General features: G+C 68.4%; 16 protein-coding genes and 1 pseudogene. 6 read left to right on the top strand and 11 right to left on the bottom strand.

Going from position 1 to position 14,177, the window contains the following annotated elements; translation table 11 throughout:
• Nucleotides 1-186: hypothetical protein (locus tag FXF52_RS42635; RefSeq protein ID WP_222870824.1), on the top strand; the 186-nt coding region annotated here is incomplete at its 5' end.
• A gap of 230 nt (nt 187-416) precedes the next feature.
• Here the strand turns inward: FXF52_RS42635 and FXF52_RS33910 are convergent.
• Nucleotides 417-824, bottom strand: a complete 408-nt coding sequence (locus FXF52_RS33910; protein ID WP_148803341.1) for a RidA family protein — start codon at nt 822-824, stop codon at nt 417-419.
• 123 nt (nt 825-947) lie between these two features.
• Here FXF52_RS33910 and FXF52_RS33905 point away from each other — a divergent pair, with 123 nt between their 5' ends.
• On the top strand, nt 948-1,337 hold the full coding sequence (locus FXF52_RS33905) for a helix-turn-helix domain-containing protein (RefSeq protein WP_148803338.1): 390 nt from the start codon (nt 948-950) through the stop codon (nt 1,335-1,337).
• 349 nt (nt 1,338-1,686) lie between these two features.
• On the opposite strand, the gene FXF52_RS33900 is transcribed toward FXF52_RS33905, so the two are convergent.
• Together FXF52_RS33900 and FXF52_RS33895 are read right to left on the bottom strand one after the other, a co-directional pair.
• Nucleotides 1,687-3,111, bottom strand: a complete 1,425-nt coding sequence (locus FXF52_RS33900) for an MFS transporter (RefSeq protein ID WP_148803336.1) — start codon at nt 3,109-3,111, stop codon at nt 1,687-1,689.
• Nucleotides 3,112-3,182: 71 nt separating this feature from the next.
• Complete coding sequence (locus FXF52_RS33895; protein WP_148803334.1) at nt 3,183-3,944, bottom strand: SDR family NAD(P)-dependent oxidoreductase; 762 nt, start codon at nt 3,942-3,944, stop codon at nt 3,183-3,185.
• Nucleotides 3,945-4,186: 242 nt separating this feature from the next.
• Between FXF52_RS33895 and FXF52_RS33890 the strand changes: the two genes are divergently transcribed.
• A complete protein-coding gene (locus tag FXF52_RS33890; RefSeq protein ID WP_255472635.1) occupies nt 4,187-4,753 on the top strand; it encodes a TetR/AcrR family transcriptional regulator in 567 nt (188 codons plus the stop codon).
• Nucleotides 4,754-5,053: 300 nt separating this feature from the next.
• Here FXF52_RS33890 and FXF52_RS43515 read toward each other — a convergent pair.
• Nucleotides 5,054-5,659: pseudogene (locus FXF52_RS43515) on the bottom strand (SDR family NAD(P)-dependent oxidoreductase); the annotation flags it as partial.
• Between the two features lie 85 nt (nt 5,660-5,744).
• Between FXF52_RS43515 and FXF52_RS33880 the strand changes: the two are divergent.
• A complete protein-coding gene (locus FXF52_RS33880) occupies nt 5,745-6,167 on the top strand; it encodes a MarR family winged helix-turn-helix transcriptional regulator (protein ID WP_187413882.1) in 423 nt (140 codons plus the stop codon).
• 225 nt (nt 6,168-6,392) lie between these two features.
• Here the strand turns inward: FXF52_RS33880 and FXF52_RS33875 are convergent, their stop codons facing one another.
• From FXF52_RS33875 to FXF52_RS33865, 3 genes are all read right to left on the bottom strand, one after another.
• A complete protein-coding gene (locus FXF52_RS33875) occupies nt 6,393-7,004 on the bottom strand; it encodes a TetR/AcrR family transcriptional regulator (protein WP_148803328.1) in 612 nt (203 codons plus the stop codon).
• Between the two features lie 144 nt (nt 7,005-7,148).
• Nucleotides 7,149-8,015 (bottom strand): SDR family oxidoreductase, encoded by an 867-nt coding sequence (locus tag FXF52_RS33870; protein ID WP_148803326.1) that lies wholly within the window; start codon nt 8,013-8,015, stop codon nt 7,149-7,151.
• Nucleotides 8,016-8,406: 391 nt separating this feature from the next.
• Nucleotides 8,407-9,039 (bottom strand): SRPBCC family protein, encoded by a 633-nt coding sequence (locus tag FXF52_RS33865; protein WP_148803324.1) that lies wholly within the window; start codon nt 9,037-9,039, stop codon nt 8,407-8,409.
• A 44-nt stretch (nt 9,040-9,083) separates the two neighbouring features.
• Here FXF52_RS33865 and FXF52_RS33860 point away from each other — a divergent pair, with 44 nt between their 5' ends.
• Nucleotides 9,084-9,920 carry a helix-turn-helix transcriptional regulator gene (locus FXF52_RS33860; RefSeq protein WP_255472632.1) on the top strand — a complete coding sequence of 279 codons (837 nt, stop codon included), beginning with the start codon at nt 9,084-9,086 and terminating at the stop codon, nt 9,918-9,920.
• 349 nt (nt 9,921-10,269) lie between these two features.
• Nucleotides 10,270-10,632, top strand: coding sequence for a hypothetical protein (locus FXF52_RS33855; RefSeq protein ID WP_148803320.1), 363 nt, complete (start codon nt 10,270-10,272; stop codon nt 10,630-10,632).
• Between the two features lie 161 nt (nt 10,633-10,793).
• Here the strand turns inward: FXF52_RS33855 and FXF52_RS33845 are convergent, their stop codons facing one another.
• The 4 genes from FXF52_RS33845 to msrB form a co-directional block, all read right to left on the bottom strand.
• A complete protein-coding gene (locus FXF52_RS33845; protein ID WP_148803318.1) occupies nt 10,794-11,207 on the bottom strand; it encodes an integrase in 414 nt (137 codons plus the stop codon).
• A gap of 535 nt (nt 11,208-11,742) precedes the next feature.
• On the bottom strand, nt 11,743-12,564 hold the full coding sequence (locus FXF52_RS33840; protein ID WP_148803316.1) for an alpha/beta fold hydrolase: 822 nt from the start codon (nt 12,562-12,564) through the stop codon (nt 11,743-11,745).
• Nucleotides 12,565-13,062: 498 nt separating this feature from the next.
• Entirely contained in the window at nt 13,063-13,581 is a 519-nt protein-coding gene (gene msrA / locus FXF52_RS33835) for a peptide-methionine (S)-S-oxide reductase MsrA (protein WP_148803314.1), read from the bottom strand.
• Nucleotides 13,578-14,042, bottom strand: a complete 465-nt coding sequence (msrB, locus tag FXF52_RS33830) for a peptide-methionine (R)-S-oxide reductase MsrB (RefSeq protein WP_148803312.1) — start codon at nt 14,040-14,042, stop codon at nt 13,578-13,580. Before msrB ends, msrA begins: the two co-directional genes overlap by 4 nt.
• Between the last annotated feature and the right edge of the window lie 135 nt (nt 14,043-14,177).

Genomic DNA, 14,177 nt, shown 5'->3' with positions numbered 1-14,177 from the left:
CGGGCGTTGCCATGGCCGCCGCGCAGGCAGCCTAACGACGAAGGCGCGCGCCAGACGGTGGCCAGTGCGACCGTCTGGCGCGCGACCGCCTTCATCGCTTCCGAAAGGACCGAGCACGACGTGCCGCACGCGGTGGCCTGCCGGGCCCTCGGGATGTCCGAGTCCTGGTTCTACAAGTTGGCGTGACCCGCGGCCCACCCCCCGCCAGGACCGCCGGGCCCGGCTGGCGGCTAAGACCAGCGCGCCGCAGCCCACCCAGTGGACCACCACCCCGCCCGGAGCCAGGCACACACCGCCGCACGGCCCACCCTCGGCGAACTGTCGTCATGGCGACGCGACTCGTCCCACACAATCCGCCGCGCCGGGTGGCAAGAATCCCGACGAACTAATCTTCGACTGAGGCCCGCCCGGGCTGGTCATTCGATGACCGCTGTGGCCTCAATCTCGACCAGGTGTTCCGGTACGTGCAGAGCGGCGACACCGAGCAGCGTGGCCGGCGGCGCCGGGGTGATCCCGAGCTTCGCGAACGCCCGGGCGGCCCCCATCAGGAACAGGGGCATCTTGTCGGGGGTCCAGTCGACGACGTAGGCGGTCAGTTTCGCCACGTCGGCGAAGGTGGCACCGGCCCCGGCCAGGCCGGTGCCGATGTTGAGGTAGCACTGTTCGACTTGCGTGGCGAGGTCGCCGTCGCCAACCGTGACGCCGTCGGCGTCCCAGGCGACCTGCCCGGCGACGAAGACCAGCTTCGCGCCGGTCGCGATCGACACCTGCCGGTAGGCGCCGATCTCGGGTAGTCCGTGCGGGTTCACCAGGGTGATGGCCATGTTGCCTGCCTCCTCGTCGGGCGAGCGTGCGCACCCGCTCGTGGTCTCTTGCGGTTACTGGGAAACCGTAGGAGAGTGGCCGCTGACATGGAAGAACGCACTTTTTGGTGACGGGGGAACCTCATGGTGACCAAGCAGTTCAGCGGCGCGCCCGAGGACGCGGACCTGATGCGCGCGGACTCCCTCGCGCGGGAGATCTTCTCGGACGTCGCCAACAAGTGGGCGCTGCTGATCATCGAGTTCCTCGGAGAACGTACCCTGCGCTTCAGCGAGCTGCGCGACGTGGTCGAGGGCATCAGCCACAAGATGCTCACTCAGAACCTGCGCATGCTGGAGCGCAACGGCCTGGTCGAGCGGACCGTGCACCCCACCGTGCCGCCCCGGGTCGAGTACACCCTCACCGAGGCGGGCCGGGGCCTACGGGCAACGGTCGACGGGATGTGCGCCTGGACCCGCCAGCACCTCGGTCACATCGAGGACTCCCGCCGCCGCTTCGCGGGCGGGGACACGTGATCTGATCGGAGACGGCCCTTGGGGAGGAATGATCATCCCGCGCGGCACACAGGCGTCACGGCGAACACGGCCGCGACTGGGTGCGGTCGGTGCCGCAGGCCCCGGGCACTCGGGTTTCCGGCGGTGTGGATGCCGACGCTGGCTTCGCCCAGTCGTCTAGCACGACGTACGGCCAGTCCGGCTCGCCGTGCCAGACCAGGTCACCGGGTTGGTACTGGACGCCGGACAGCGGCACCATTTGGTCGCCGCCGTCGTGAGTTCCGCCCGCCCACCCCTCGTATCGAACGGTCACACATCGAAGCGGTGGCGCGGTAAGGAACAACGCTGACAGCGCTGCTGGCAGGCGTTCTTACCGCCGCCGGCGTGGCTGCGTCGCGGTCGTGGCGGTGACGCATGCCGTCAGGGCGAGCGCGGCGGTCGCGATCATCGCGGTGCGTACTCCTGGGATGAAGGTGCCCGGCACGGAACCGGCGGCGTAGATCGACACGATGACGGCCAGCCCGATGGCTCCGCCGAGCTGTTGGATGGTCTGCAGCAGGCCGGAGGCTGATCCCGCCTGCTCGGGGTCAACCTCGCCGAGGACGAGTGAGGCTGCGGGCATGAACGTCAGGCCGGCGGCGACGCCGTTGAGCAGTAGCGGCCCCAGTACCGCGGACTGGTAGCTGCCGGTGGGTGAGATGCCGCTGAGCCACAGGTAGCTGGCGGTCAGGCCGAGGGTTCCGGTGACCAGCAGGGGCGTCTGGCCCAGCCTGGCTACTAGGCGTGGTGTGATGCGGGACATGGCGAAGATGCCGAGGGTCATGGGTGTGAACGCCAGTCCGGCTCCCAACGCACCAAAGTGGAGGACTTGCTGGACGTATTGGACGATCAGAAAGAAGATCGACATCTGGGTGCCGAAGACGATGCCGGTGATCGTCAGGCCGGCGAGCCGGTGACGGTTGCGGAGCAGGCCCAGGTGCAGCAGCGGTTCGCGGACGCGGCGCTCCGTCAGCGTGAGGATTGCCAGGAGTACGGCGCCCAGGGCGAGGCCGCTGATGGTGCGGGGATGCGTCCACCCGTAGTCGGGTGCGCCGATGAGGGCCCAGACGACACTCACGGCGGCAGCGGTCGCTGAGAGGGCACCGATGACGTCGAATCGGTTGGGTCGGCGCTGGGTTTCGGTGATGTGTCGGCGCGACAGCATGACGGCAGTCAGTCCGATGGGGACGTTGATGAACAGCGTCGAGCGCCATGAGGCGTACTCGGTGAGCAGACCGCCGAGGATGAGGCCGAGTGTTGCGCCGCCGATGCTGACGGCGGAGAACAGGGCGAGCGCGCGGTGGCGTCCGGCCTGGTTGGGGGCGCTCGTTGCCAGCAGAGCGAGAACCCCGGGTGCGGCCAGGGCGGCGCCGACACCTTGGATGGCCCGGGCGGCGATCAGCAGCTCTGGGGTTTGGGCGAGCCCGCCCAGCAGGGAGGCGACGGTGAACAGTCCCAGGCCGGCCTGGAAGGCGAGCCGTCGGCCGTAGGTGTCGCCGAGGCGCCCGCCGAGTAGGAGCAGTCCGCCGAAGGCGAGGGTGTAGGCGTTGAGGACCCAGGACAGCGCGGCCGGGCTGAAGCCGAGCCCGGGTCCGATCCGGGGCAGGGCGACATTGACGATGGTTGTGTCGAGGGCGAGCATCAACTGCGCGCCAAGTACGACGGCGACACCCAGTCTGCTGGCTGTGCCGGCGGGCCGGTCGGCAGCGATGGCGGGCGTCGCAGCGGCGGTGTGGATCGAGTTCTGTGTCGGCATGAGGCAGTCCTGTTCTGGCCCGCGTGTGTTCGCAGGCCGTCGTCAGAGGTGAGATCGGTGGCTGGGGGATGTCACACCTGGGCCATGCCACCGTCGACGAACAGTTCGACACCGGTGATGAAGCTGGAGGCGTCGCTGGACAGGAACATCGCCGCCTTGCCGATCTCGTGCGGGTCGGCCAGCCGGCCGGTGGGGTTGCCTTCACCCATGGCCTTGACTGCGGTGTCGACCTGGTCGGCTCCCTGCGCCATGGCGAGGGCGCTGCGCAGTGACGGGGTGTCGACCGCGCCGGGGCTGAGGATGTTCATCCGGATGCCGGAGCCTTTGGTGTCCTGGATCCAGGAGCGGACGAAGTTGCGGACGGCGGCCTTTGATCCGCCGTAGAGGCTCATTCCGCGCGGTGGCTGGATGGAGGCTGTGGAGCCGAGGATGACGATGGTGCCGCCGGGCCGCAGCAGTGGTAGCGCTGGTTGGACGGTGAACAGCACGCCTTTGGCGTTGACGTTGAAGGTGCGGTCGAACTGCTCTTCGGTGATCTCGGTGAGGGGTGCGTGCGCGCCGATTCCGGCGTTGGCCACGACGGCGTCCAGCCGTCCGAAGCGGGCGTGAACCTCGGCGTACATGGCCTGCATGTCGGCCAGCCGCGTGACGTCGGCGACGAGCCCGATGCAGTTCGGGCCGATGGTTGCCACGGCCTGGTCCAGGTCTTGGCGTCGCAGGTCGGTGATGACGACTCGGGCGCCGTTGCCGGCAAACTCCTGGGCGATGCCCAGGCCGACGCCGGATGCGCCGCCGGTAACGACCGCGACCTTTCCGTCTAGTGGCAGGTTCATGGTTCTCTCCTTCTGTGTCGGCGTGCGAGGGCGTGCCGTTTCGAGGCTGCGCGTGCGACGGTTCGGACCGGGCCGCAATGACCACTGAGCGCGGGCAGCGTCGATGGACTGCGCGATGGCGTGCCAGCGCGGGTTGGGAGACGTGTGCGGTCGGCCCTACACTGGAAGTGGAGGCGTCGCCGCTTAGCCACTATAAGTGGAGACGCCTCCACTTATCAACCCTGGAGGACAGGAGAACGCAGTTGGCCGCTGAACGCCCCCGCAGGGCAGACGCCCAGCGGAACCGGGACAAGATCCTCAACGCCGCGGTGCGGATCTTCGGTGAGGACGGCCTCGACGCCCACCTTGAACGCATCGCCAAGGAAGCCGGGGTGGGATCGGGCACCCTCTATCGCAACTTCCCCACCCGGGAGTCGCTCATCGAGGCGGCGTACCGCAACGAGCTCGCCAAACTGTGCGACGCCGCCCCCGCCCTGCTGGCCACCATGCCGCCACGAGAGGCGCTGCGAGCATGGATGGGCCGCTTCATCGACTACGCCACCGCCAAGCTGGGCATGGCCGACGCGCTGCGTGCGCTCGTCGAGTCAGGCGTCAACCCGTACGCGCAAAGCCACGAGATGATGCTCGCCGCGCTCGAATCACTCCTGGACGCCGGAACCACGGCCGGCACCATTCGATCCGACATCACGGCGGCCGACATGTTCGCCGCGCTCACCGGCATCGCTTTGGCCTCCGGCAAGCCCGAACAGCGCAGCCAGGCTGAGCGCCTGCTGGACCTCACGCTCGACGGGCTCCGTGTCGGCGATTAGCCGCTCGGCATACGCCCACAGCCATTGCCCGTTGTCGGCGTCGACACTGGAGGCGACCGGTGTCGCAAGCCGCGGCGGTCCGGTGGTCAGTCGTGCGGGACCGTAGTACTGACCGCCTTCGGCGCCGGGATCGAGGGCGGCGCGTACCGGTGACCATGCGGCCTGGTCCTTGCCCTGCACCAAGCGCCCCACCATCGGGGCGATCGCGCGGCCGAGCCACATCGGTTCGTTGATCCCATCCCGGCGCGGGGTCACCACGTCGAGGGCGCTGCCTGGGTGCGCTACGAGGGAGGAGACCGGCAACCCTGCCTCGCGCAGGCGGCGGTCCAGCTCGAAGCCGAAGATCTCCACCGCGTGCTTCGACTGCGCGTACGCCACCCGCGGCCGATAGGTCTTCTCGCCGAGCAGGTTCGTCCGGTCGAACGGCATCTTGCGGGTCAGATGGCTGCCCATGGGAACGACCCGGCTGCCGGGAGTAGCCGCCATGATCGGCAGGAGCCGCAGTGTGAGCACGAAGTGGCCGAGGAAGTTGGTGCCGACGGTGAGCTCGAACCCCTGCCGGGTCGCCCGACGGCGGGCGCCAGCGGAGATAAGGCCCGCGTTCTCCACGATCACATCGAGCCGGTCCAGCGCGGCCAGCGCATCGGCCGCGCGCGTGACCGAGTCCAGGTCGGCCAGATCAAGCTCGACGGCTTGCAGCGATGCCGACGGGTAGCGGCGGCGGATCTCCCGCTGCGCAACGGTCAGGCGGTTGGCGTCGCGGCCCAGCAGCACCACGTCTGCGCCCGTTCCGGCGAACTGCTCGGCGATGAAGTAGCCGATGCCCGAGGTCGCCCCGGTGACGGTGAACGTCTTGCCGTGCTGCGGGGGGAGAACCCGAGGATCCCAAGCGACCGCGGGCCCCATGCCAACTCCTTCAAGATTTGAAGCATCTAGAGCTCACCGTAGCGCACATGCTTCAAGTTTTGAAGTAGTTGGTAGAGTTCTGCTCGTGCGATCCGATCACCTCCGCGTACTGGAGGCCGCAGTGTTGGCGACCTATGAGGTGACCAAGCAGACCGACGAGCGCGTCGCAGGCATCCTGGCCAGGCATGGGCTGACCCCGGTCATGGCCTTCGCGCTGTGGGCCGTTGACCCGGACGGCCCACCGCCCACGATGCGTACGCTCGCCGAGCGCATGCACTGCAACGCGTCCAACCTCACCTACATCTGCGACCAGCTCGTACGGGCCGGGCTCGCCGAGCGCCAGAACGCCGCAGACGACAAACGGCAGCGAGTCCTCGTCCTGACCGACGCCGGACGCGACGCTCGCTCGCACGTGGTCGACGCCGTGCTCAAGGAATCACCGCTGGCGGCGCTGCCCAAGGAGAATCTCCGGCGGCTTACCGCCATGCTGTCGCAATCGCTGACCTGACCGCCGCGAGGCGCGCGCCCCCGGACAGTGGTGTCGCCGTCACCAGGATAATCTTCGCCTTCTCCGCTGGATGGCGTTGCCCCGACTGTTGTTCTCGGAACTGGGTACGGCTCTTCTAAGGTTGTCCGTTGCCACCGGCTGAACCGTCTGCCATCGAACTCGGCGCAACGCCGGTATGTGTGCCACTGAAGATGCGCCACTGCGGGCCAGGATGCGCGACGGACCTTAACCCGGGTGGCGGGCCAGAGACGCGAGGACGATCTCCCGCGCCGCGCGGACCGTGGCCGCGAAGGCGGCCGGGTCCCGGCCGATGCGTTCGGCGCCCGCGCGCATGACACCGGACAGCAGCTCCACCGCGAGGTGCACGTCGCCGACGTCGCGGAACTCTCCGCGCGCGATGCCGTCCCGGACGACGTTCTCCACCTCGACCACGATCGCGTGGAACGGGCTGTCCGGCTCCTTCGGCACCTCCGCGACCGGCAGGCCGGAGCCCGGCCGGAACATCAGATGCAGGGCCGGGTCCGTGGACGCCTTCAGGACCACCTCGATGATTTCCCGCATCCGTTCCGCGGCCGGGTCCCCGGACCGCGCGGCGATCGCGGCCACACGCTCGATCGCGGGCCGGGCCGCCCGCTGGGTCAGCGCCAGGACCAGCGCGCTCTTGTCGCGGGCGTAGTTGTACAACGTGTTGCGCGCAAGCCCGGCCCGGGCCGCGATGTGGCCCATGTTGATCGAGTCGTAGTCGCGCTCGAGCAACAGCTGCCGCATCGCCTCGGCGAGGTCGGCCCACACCATCTCGTTGTGCTCGCCAATGCTGGCTCCCCGGATCCGCGGCATCCGATCATCCTCCCCCCACTGCGGCTGTCCTTCGCCCCGCGTCTGCCTCCCGCCCCGCTTCACCTCCCGCTCAGCGCGGGGCCGGGCGCCGGACGGCCCGGCGCCTGAGCCGGTGATCGTGTACCGGCTGGAGGCCGCAGTCGGTCATGCCGTGGCTCCCTTCGGGTAGTGGCGGCGCAGGTTGGCGGCGATGACGCGGTCGAGCGTACGGTCGGACAGCACCCGGGTCAGCCGGGTGATCAGGGCAGCATCGCGGCCGATGGTGTAGCGGGTGCGCGGTCTGCGGGTCGTCACGGTCTTCGCAATGACTCGGGCGGCGGCGTCGGCGGTCAGGCCCGATGCAGTGCCCGAATCCATCAGCGTGTTGATCGCCTGGACCAGGCGGCCGTAGCGCTCGTCCTGCTCAGGCGTCATCTGGGCGGCCAGGCGGTTCGCCGTCGCGATCCCGCGGGCGGCCATTTCCGTGCGGACGCCGCCGGGCTCAACCACGACCACCTGTACGCCCAGCGGCGCGACCTCCCGGCGGAGCGAGTCGCTGACCGCCTCCAGGGCGAACTTCGCGCCGGCGTACGCGCCGTAGGTGGGCAGGGCAGCCTTGCCGCCGATCGAGCTGATGTTGATCACGCGACCCTTGCTGCGCAGCAGCGCGGGTAGCAGCGCCTGCGTGACGGCGATGTGGCCGAACAGGTTGACCTCGAACGTGTGCCGCCACTGCGCCATCGGCAGGGCCTCGACCGGGCCGTTCACCTGGATGCCGGCGTTGTTAACGAGCGCGTGCAGCGCGCGCGGGTCGGCGGCGACCCGCGCGGCGAGTGCCTCCACCTGCTCGGACTTGGTGATGTCGAGGATCACCGGCTCGATGCCGACCGATCGGATGGCGTCGGCGTCACGGCCGCGTCGCACGCCGGCCAGGACGTGGAATCTCTGGCGAGCCAGTTCGCGGGCGGCTGACGCGCCCATGCCCGTGGAGGCTCCGGTTACGACGATCAGCTTCTGGGTTCGCTTCGTCACGACTCCCACTCCTTTATGCGACAACCTGTCGCCAAGATTACGACATCCTGTCGCCAAAGCCAGACCGCGAACCTATATGTGACGCCGTTCACTGTGAGGCTGCCCTCGCATGACGTTCGCGACGCCCGCCTCGCGATCACGCATGGACCGCCGACCCGCTCGCAGCATGCTCGGAGCCTCGCAACGCGGTTTCTTGGCCAGCAGATGCGCCGCGGGGACATCGGCGGGTTTGCGTTTGCCGGGGTCCCAGGCCGTGGTAGGTGGCCTTGCGGCGGATTGCGGCGGCCACGATCCCGGCCCGCCCCGCCAACACCTGCCGGGCCGGGCACGCACCCACTGCTCGGCACCCCGGTCGCCTTCTGAGTGGAAGCACCAGGCGGCCTTCCACACCTCACCCGAGCTGCGCACGTCTCACATCGTCTTCGGTCTGCGCCCGAAAGGTCTGTGCCTCTGCCACCGCGAGTTCGCTTAGCGTGGCGATCGCTTGGCGCATGTATCCACGCCAGAAGATCTTTACGATGGGCAGCAACGCTATCGCGGCGAGCCGGTTATGGGCGTTGAACGTGTAGGTCCACGTGATGTCGGTCGACCCGTTCGGCCCGTCGGCGAACCACCATCGGCCGTTCGCATCGGCGGCGAGTCGGCCGAGGAAGTTGTCGAAGTCGCTGACCCGGTAGGCGAAATAGCTCGACCGCTGGTAGCCCGTCACCGACTCGCGAGCGGTGTGGCCGTCGGCGAGGTGCACGGTGCGGCTGTTGCCGACGACGTCCCAGGGGCCGGTCTGTCCGGTGGCCGAGGCGACCGACGGGATCGGGCCGTACTTCAGCAGGATGCGCGGCAGCGGGATCGGGATGAACCAGTCGAACAACGCAGCGCGGGGAGCCGCGACCCGGGCCGTCACCGTGGAACCGATGGTGGTCATGATCGTAATCCTGTTCGTCTCGAGGGTGCTGATGCCTTCGACGATGCTGCGGCCAGTCACGCGATACCAGAGCCCTGCGTTGCCTGGTACTGGCAGGTCCACCCTGATCACGGTCCCGGCCGATGGCGCGGTGCGATGATGGCCGAGTGGACGCCGAGGAACTCGCCAGCGCCTTGCGGTCCTGGCGCGACCGGCTGAAGCCGGCTGCGGTGGGTCTGCCGGCGGGCGGCCGGCGCCGTGCGCCTGGGCTACGGCGGCAGGAGGTCGCCACCCTCGCCGGTCTCACCGTTGACTATCTGGCCCGCCTGGAGCAGGGACGGGCAAGCAACCCGTCGCCGCCGGTACTGGAGGCGTTGTCCCGCACCCTGCGGCTCAGCGAGGCGGAGCACGACCACCTGTTCCGGGTCGCCGGGCAGGCCAGTTCCCGGACAGCCCGCATGAACACACACGTGACGCCCGGCGCGCAACGTCTCCTCGACCGCCTCACCGATGTACCGGTGATGGTGCTCAGCGCGTCATGGCATCTCGTGGTCGTCAACCGGCTCGGCGCTGCGCTGCTCGGCGACCTGTCGGCCGCGCCAGTGCGTGAACGCAACATGATCTGGCGTCACTTCACCGGACTACCGGACCGCTTTTTCGTGATGACGGCCGAGGAACGGCGGGCGCTGGAGGCGGAGGCGGTGGCAGACCTACGCGTGGCGTTCGGCCGCTACCCGAACGATCGCGACCTGCGTGCCTTGCTGCGCGACCTGCGGCGTACCAGTGAACGATTCCGAGAGCTGTGGAAGCGGGCGGATGTCAGCGAGCGCGTCACCTCCCGCAAAACCATCGAGCACCCAGAGGTGGGCCGGCTGACGTTGGATTGCGATGTCCTCACCGTCGCGGGAACGGACCTGCGGCTCGTTGTCTATACCGCCGAATCAGGCTCATCGGACGCCGGCGCGCTCGCGCTGCTCGCCACGATTGGCACCCAAGCGATGTAGGAGTCCGACACTGCCCACGCAGGTTGTCATCGAGGGGGCTCAGCCGGGCCAGGGCGACGCGCTCGCCCAGCCCTACCTTCAAAAGCGCTGGACCTATCTGAACCGGCCCGGTCGCCACGCCGTGGTCGAGCCACTGCCCCTACGGGGATGGCCATCGGTGCGCCGGAGGGGCGCTGGCGGCCAGGCGCCGGTGGAGGCGCCGAGGCTGGTGAACATCGGGCTGAGCAGACCGGTAGGCAGAGTGCAGGGTGCCGTAGCCGATGCTTGAGGTGAGGGTGACGACGCTACGACGCGCCAACCATGGGTGTGATGCCCACCGAGCGTCGGCTCGGCGGCACCATCCGCAGCGTTGGTCATCGCCGCAGCAGCCGCCGATCTGGGCGGTTGCCAAGGTACGGCGGCTGATGAGGTTCAGCAGCGCGGCCACCAGGCCGCCAGACATGCCGGCGGCGAGGCCGCTGGCGATCTAGCTGATCGGTGTGGGGCCGCAGCAACTGACGGTGCCGGTGGAGTCGGCGGCGTTGGCGGTGCGGAAGCCGGTTTCGGGCAGCTCAAGCTGGACGCCGCGGGCGACCGACTAACAGGTGTACGCCGTGGAGCCGGACAGCCGGGGATGCGCTTTCTAGTAGACAACACCGAGGTGTTCTACGCCGGCAAGGACACGGTGGAGGCGACGCGCGGCTCAGGGGTCTTCGACCACCCTTCGACCTGATCCGCAACCTGAGGTGGGCGGCGACTGGCCACGCCCGCCCGACGCGTCAATGCCGTTCCCATCCCGGATGCTTATGGACTACGTCCGCGTCTACCGATGACCGGCCGCGGGCCGGACGGGCCGGTCCCGCCCGGCAACCCGGCACCGACTTGACAAGAAAGTTAACCAATCGCCACCACCCGGTGGGCGGGGCTGGCTGCAGCGTCGATCAGCCCGTCGGCGATGGCCCGGTTGTAGATGGCGCGGGCGGCGGCGATGACGTGCTCACCGGCGTGACGGCCGCTGCGGCTGTTACGCCGTGACCGGGCCGTCGCGGCGATCTGTCGTTGCATGGCCTCGATGTCGCTGGCCGCGATGGCATCCAAGCAGAGGTCACCCCAGGCGGCGGCCATGCGGTTCCAGTTGGTTCCGTAGGTGCGACCGGCGCCCGGTCCGGCCGCCGCGATGACCTGGGGCAGGTACTCAGCGAGGGTCGGCAGGCTCGGGCCGGGATCGGCCTGCAGATCGGCGAGGGTGACGCCGAGGTGAGCCAGCAGCTGCTGGGCAGCGGCGACACGGGCAGGATCAGCTGTCACTACCGCCTCAGATCAGCTGGGCATGCAGGTCAGCCAGCAGCCGCACGACGCGGTCCCGGCCGGATGAATCACCAGCACGTCATGAGCGACCAGGGCGGCCAGCAGCAGCGGCTGCCCAGGCACGATCCCGCACATCCGCCGCGCGCTCGCCGATAGCGGGCAACTCCCCCTGGCTGCCCACCACCTGCGGCCCGGCCAGCGCCGAGGCGACAACCAACATCCCGGCGCGCGGATCGATGCTGATGTGGCCCGCAGGCGATTGCTGGCGGACGCCGTGCGGGTAGCACCGGCATGGGGACCTGGCGGGGTCGCGGACGGCCGGGAAGCGGGGCCGGCACGAGCACGCCAATGAGCCGCTCACGATCGCGGCGGCGAGGTGGTGTCATGGCCGGTCCAACTGCAAACACGCCGCTACAGGCCGGCAGCGACGTACCCGCAGGCGCCCCGCCAGGGGCATCTTCCTTGTAAGCGAGGCGTCGAGGGGGCGGGGGCCTGGTCTGGCCAGCTCGGGAACCCAACGGCCATGTCGCCTCGGTCAACTCCTCAGGAACGCGAGCAGATCACCGTTGACCTGGTCCTGGAGGGTGGACGTGATGCCGTGCGGCGCGCCCGGGTAGTAGATGTCCTTGGCGTTCGCGATGAGCTGAGCCGTCTTCCTCGCCGAGTCCTTGACCGGGACTATCTGGTCGTCCTCGCCGTGCAGCACCAGGGTGGGGATGTCGAACTTGGCGAGATCGTCGCGGAAGTCGGTCTCGGAGAAGGCCTTGATGCTCTCGTACGCGTTCAACAGGCCGGCCTGCATGCTCCACAGCCAGAACTGGTCGAGAATCCCCTTCGAGACCTTCGCCCCCTGCCGGTTGGCGCCGTAGAACATCTGCGCCAGGTCCTGGTAAAACTGCGACCGGTCCTTCATCAGGTTGGCGCGCATCTCGTCGAAGACGGCGATGGGTAGGCCCTCGGGGTTGTCCGGCGTCTGCACCATGATCGGCGGCACGGCGGAGATGAGGACGGCTTTGGCGACCCGTCTCGTCCCGTGGCGGCCGATGTAGCGCGCGACCTCACCACCGCCGGTCGAGTGCCCGATCAGTGTGACGTCGGTGAGGTCGAGCGCCTCGATGACCGCCGCGAGGTCGTCGGCGTAGCCGTTCATGTCGTTGCCGCCGGAGGCCTGGCTTGACCGGCCGTGACCACGGCGGTCGTGCGCGATGACCCGGAAACCGTTCTGCACGAGGAAGAGCATCTGGCCGTCCCACGCGTCCGCGTTCAGCGGCCAGCCGTGGGAGAAAGTGACAACGGGGCCCGCACCCCAGTCCTTGTAATAGATCTCGGTGCCGTCCTTGGCGGTGATGTAGCTCATGCCGCTGTCCTTCCGATTCGTCCCCGTCGGGCATGCCGGCCGGCCGCCGGTACCGCAGAACCGCCGAAGAGTTGCGAGAGAGGTACAGCAGCTAGCGCCCGTTATGTCGGCTTTACCCGATTTTAGGCGGCAGTGCGTAAACCATGGGCCCAGATCGGGAGAACACGGGAAGGACTCCACGAGCCGCGTCAACCGACGCGCAGCGACGCACCCGACCTCGACCTCTCGACCCGTCCGGGATCAGCGCGGACGTGCTGCAAAGAGCTCAGACGGAAGTAGCGTAGGCACGCGCCGAGATGGACGGGTATTGGCCACATCCAGGCAGCCGGGGTGGCGCGCCAGCGGCATGTTCCTCTTGTAAGCGGGCAGTCAGGCCGTGTCACAAGATCCGGAACAGGTACGGAATGATCAAGGTCTCGCTCCCCGGTGACCAACCTGTTCTGCCTGGTAGATCCACCCGTCGGCAGCTTCCCGGCAGGGCGTCTACACCTACCCGCGCTAACTCGCGTTCTCGTTGCGAGGGGGAAGCTTCCAGTTCGGCCGGACGTAGTGGCACGTGTAACCCCCGGGATTTCGCTCCAGGTAGTCCTGGTGTTCGGGCTCGGCCTCCCAGAAGGGGCCGGCGGGGGTGACCTCGGTGACCACCTTGCCCGGCCACAGGCCGGAGGCGTCGACGTCGGCGATCGTCTCTTCGGCGACCTTTCGCTGCTGCTCGTCGCAATAGAAGATGGCCGACCGGTAGCTGGTTCCCACGTCGTTGCCCTGGCGATTCTTCGTTGTGGGGTCGTGGGCCTGGAAAAAGAACTCGAGAAGCTCTCGGTAGGCCAGTTTCGCGGGGTCGAAGACGACCTCGACCGCCTCGGCGTGGGATCCATGGTTCCGATACGTCGCGTTCGGCACGTCTCCGCCGGTGTATCCGACCCTGGTGTCGACGACGCCCGGGTGTTTCCGAATGAGGTCTTCCATGGCCCAGAAGCAGCCGCCGGCCAGGATCGCCTTCTCGGTCGTCTCTGTCATCGTCGCTCCCCGTCCGGGTGCTCGAAAATTCTGCGGTACTCGCCGTAGCCTTCGCGCTCGAGGTCGTCGCGTGGGATGAACCGGAGCGCCGCCGAGTTCATGCAGTAACGAAGTCCGCCCGTTTCTGGGGGACCGTCGTCGAACACGTGGCCCAGGTGGCTGTCCCCGTGCGCCGACCGGACCTCGGTGCCGAACATGGCGTGGCTCGACTCTCGGACCTCGACCACGTTCTTCGATTCGATCGGCCTGGTGAAGGTCGGCCAGCCGGTGCCGCTGTCGTACTTATTGACGGAAGCGAACAGAGGTTCACCCGACACGACGTCGACGTAGATCCCCGGCTCCTCGTTGTCCCAGTAGGCGTTGTTGAAGGCCGGCTCCGTCCCCGCTTCCTGAGTGACTCGGTATTGCTCTGGCGACAGCCGAGAAACTGCCTCGGGGCTCTTGCGGTACTCGTGTGACACCGTTCTTCCCCTCCATAGGTCGGCAAGAACGCTCAGGGCCTACACACGCCTGCCCGAGTGCGTACCCCGCCTAGGATCGACTAACCACGGGGCTGGTAAGCGGACCACGGTCAGGCACATGCGAGGCCCTATTAG

The organism is Micromonospora sp. MP36 (assembly GCF_008119785.1).
Classification (GTDB): domain Bacteria; phylum Actinomycetota; class Actinomycetes; order Mycobacteriales; family Micromonosporaceae; genus Micromonospora.
The sequence above is the reverse complement of the archived record's forward strand: the minus strand, read 5'-3'. Positions and strand labels throughout refer to the sequence as shown.

Excerpts from the sequence above, each read along its gene's own strand:
- FXF52_RS33910 (WP_148803341.1), bottom strand. The coding sequence starts at position 824 with ATGGCCATCACCCTGGTGAACCCGCACGGACTACCCGAGATCGGCGCC.
- FXF52_RS33905 (WP_148803338.1), top strand. The coding sequence starts at position 948 with ATGGTGACCAAGCAGTTCAGCGGCGCGCCCGAGGACGCGGACCTGATG.
- FXF52_RS33900 (WP_148803336.1), bottom strand. The coding sequence starts at position 3,111 with ATGCCGACACAGAACTCGATCCACACCGCCGCTGCGACGCCCGCCATC.
- FXF52_RS33895 (WP_148803334.1), bottom strand. The coding sequence starts at position 3,944 with ATGAACCTGCCACTAGACGGAAAGGTCGCGGTCGTTACCGGCGGCGCA.
- FXF52_RS33875 (WP_148803328.1), bottom strand. The coding sequence starts at position 7,004 with ATGCCGCGGATCCGGGGAGCCAGCATTGGCGAGCACAACGAGATGGTG.
- FXF52_RS33840 (WP_148803316.1), bottom strand. The coding sequence starts at position 12,564 with ATGAGCTACATCACCGCCAAGGACGGCACCGAGATCTATTACAAGGAC.
- msrA (WP_148803314.1), bottom strand. The coding sequence starts at position 13,581 with ATGACAGAGACGACCGAGAAGGCGATCCTGGCCGGCGGCTGCTTCTGG.